Genomic DNA, 2,662 nt, shown 5'->3' with positions numbered 1-2,662 from the left:
GCGCTCGCCCGACCAGCTCCGCCGGCCAAGCTACCCGTGGCGGAGCGGCCAACCGTGCACTAACTTTATCCTCGGACCACCTCGTGGGGGCCGATCACATGATGTCGGGCATGTCGACGGCTTCGATCACGGGACGGCCGAGCAAGGTCGGCGGCTCGCCCTCGGTAAGGCTGTCCTGCCAGAGGAAGCGACCCACCGTATCCTTCAGGAGACGGATTTTGCCGATGCTCGGGCCGTTCAGCATCCACGCGCCGCGGTTCCGGTAGAACGCCGGCAGGGCGTACATCACGGCGATCAGCGCATCCGGGGTGATCTTGGTCGCGTCACCAGAGGCCACGGTGGGGACGGTCGGGTCCGTCAGCACGCCGAGCGGCTTCTTGTTGCCGTCGCCGATCACGAAAGACTCGCCCTCCAGGCGCCCGAACTCCTCGGCGAAGTCGAAGGACAGCTCGGCAGCGATGTCGAGGGCCGAGTCCTCGAGGAGCTGATTTGAGACATCCACGTAGCAGGACATCTCATGCGCCGTGATCTCGGTCTGACCGTAGGCCGGCTCGGTGCGAGGGCGCTCCTCGATCTCGCCGACCCACTTCGCCGTGATTTTTTGCGTGCGGCGGGGAATCTTGATCGCGCCAGCCGACATGGTGGCGACACGGGCCGCTGCGCGCACGGGCGAGAACTGCACGAGGTCGCGCAGGAGTTCGGTCGTGAACTGATCGGGCGCTAGGTAGCCGCCAGCGGTATCGTCGGCCACGCGAAGGGTCTTCACCTCGTCATGAGTGAGAGCTTCACGACCACCGCGGACGAAGCCGACGAAGGCCTTCTGCTCCAGCGTGGGCTCGCCGTCCTTACGGTCATGCGAGCCGGGGCGGTTGAGCTTCACCTCCAGATCGTCGGCGCGATCCTTCTGCGCCTTCAGTTCGGTTTTCACCTCACCCATGCGGGTCTCGAACGTGGCCGTGAGATCCGAGATCGCTTTCTCCACGTCGGGAGCGTCGCCCTCGGCCTTGGTCTCCAGCGCGTCGAGCGCGTGGCGGCTGTAATAGTTCATCAATCTGTCCTCAGGAGCGCAGCGCCGCGGTGGCGCGGTGAAGAGCGGCGACGATGCGTTTCGCGCGCTCGGGATCGTGGATGGATTTGACGGCCGAGATGGCGGCCTTGTCGTTCGACCCGAAGGTGACGACGGAGATCTCCCGCAGGTCGACATCTTCGACGTGACGAACACCGGTCTTGCGATCGAAGCGGTCACGCTTGGTTCGGAAGCCGATGGAGAGTTGGTCGAGGGCTCCCTCGCGCATCAGCGCGTAGGTCTGTGCGGCAAGCGGCACCTCCCGGATGAGGCGCCCCTTTACGTGCAGGCCCTTGCTGTCCTCGGCGGCCGAGATCCAGACGCCAATGGGCTCATCCTGCTTATGCTGGCGCAGCATCTTCACGCGCGCCGCCGGGCGCTCAGCCAGCGATGCCCTGAACGCGCCCGCCTCGATCACGTCCCGGTGCGAGTCGACGTGCCCGAACACCGAGGCGTAGCCTTCGAACGTGCCGTCGTCGCCGATGGCCTTCGTGTCGAGATGGATGCCGGATGCGATCTCGATCTTCATGCGACGGCTCGAAGGTTGGCGGGTGGCTCAACTGCGGCTGGCGCATCGTTCGGCGCGGCTACACCCTGCGGCAGGTTGAGCTTGCTGCCGCCCTCGATGTCCGGCCGGTTCTCCACGGCCCGACCTTCGTTCGGGGTGAGCCAGGGGCCGCCGATCGCCTTGTTGAGGGCGTCGAAGCGCTGGAGGATGTTGCCGCGGAGAAGGTCGTCGAGCTGGAACTCGACGAAGTGATTATCTCGCTCGGCTTCGGTGAACAGCACCCGCGAGAAGGCACCCTCGATCAGGTCGCACCAGGGCCGGATGCAGTAGGCCACGAACTGAAGGCCAAGCTCTTCAGAGTTGGCATGCGTGGCCCGGTCCATCTCGGCGAGCATGTGCGGCGGTACGCGGAAGACGCGAGCGATCTCCAGCACTTGGTGCCGGCGCAGTTCGAGATACTGAAGGTCGACGGAGTTGAGGGTCAGGCCGGTGTACGTGGCCTTCCGGTCCATCACGGCCGTGCCGCCGGACCGCCCGCCCCCGTGAACGGCGTTCCACACCGCCACCCGGTTCTTGATCTCCACCGGGCTCAGCTTTTCTTCGAAGCTCAAGATGCCGGAGGGCCGCGCACCGTTCCCAAACAGCCGGGCGCCATGTTTCTCCAGGGTCGAGGCGAAGCCGATGGCCTCACGCGCCAGCGAGATCAGGGAGACCGGCGCGCCGTCGCTCGGCACCGGTACGAGATGCACCACGTCCGCCCAGCGATAGGTGCGGTCGCCTCCGGTCTGACCGTTGAGCTTGTAGCTCGGCTCGCCCGTGGCCGGATCGTGCTCGACCCGCATCCTACCGGGTGCGATCCGGTGAAGCTCGCGTACCGTGCCACCGGCCCGCGCCGCAACTGCGAAGGCCTGTCCATGGCGGATGGCGTCGAAGATCAGCCGGAGCTTGAACTCGTAGGAGCCGAGCCATGGGGCCGGGCGGTTCAGCACCCTAGTGCACTGACGCGAGCGGATGATTCACGGGGGGCGTGATGCGTGCGAGTTTGGGCGATGGCTCAGACCGTTTGCATTCTTCTCGATGACGCGGCC

3 protein-coding genes are annotated in these 2,662 nt (G+C 65.9%); all 3 read right to left on the bottom strand.

The genetic code is table 11. The features are described 5' to 3' along the window. Positions 1–94: 94 nt before the first annotated feature. The 3 genes from ASF25_RS17465 to ASF25_RS17455 are packed head-to-tail and all read right to left on the bottom strand — an operon-like array spanning position 95 to position 2,587. Positions 95–1,048 carry a phage major capsid protein gene (locus ASF25_RS17465; RefSeq protein WP_056306180.1) on the bottom strand — a complete coding sequence of 318 codons (954 nt, stop codon included), beginning with the start codon at positions 1,046–1,048 and terminating at the stop codon, positions 95–97. A gap of 10 nt (positions 1,049–1,058) precedes the next feature. Beyond that, positions 1,059–1,595, bottom strand: a complete 537-nt coding sequence (locus ASF25_RS17460; RefSeq protein ID WP_056306178.1) for an HK97 family phage prohead protease — start codon at positions 1,593–1,595, stop codon at positions 1,059–1,061. Further along, positions 1,592–2,587: a phage portal protein gene (locus ASF25_RS17455; protein WP_348271338.1), complete on the bottom strand. Its 996-nt coding sequence runs from the start codon at positions 2,585–2,587 to the stop codon at positions 1,592–1,594. The genes ASF25_RS17460 and ASF25_RS17455 overlap by 4 nt, the downstream gene beginning before the upstream one ends. Positions 2,588–2,662: the final 75 nt, after the last annotated feature.

Origin of the sequence: Methylobacterium sp. Leaf100 (genome assembly GCF_001422845.1) — a bacterium.
In the GTDB taxonomy this organism is placed as follows: domain Bacteria; phylum Pseudomonadota; class Alphaproteobacteria; order Rhizobiales; family Beijerinckiaceae; genus Methylobacterium.
The sequence above is the reverse complement of the archived record's forward strand: the minus strand, read 5'-3'. Positions and strand labels throughout refer to the sequence as shown.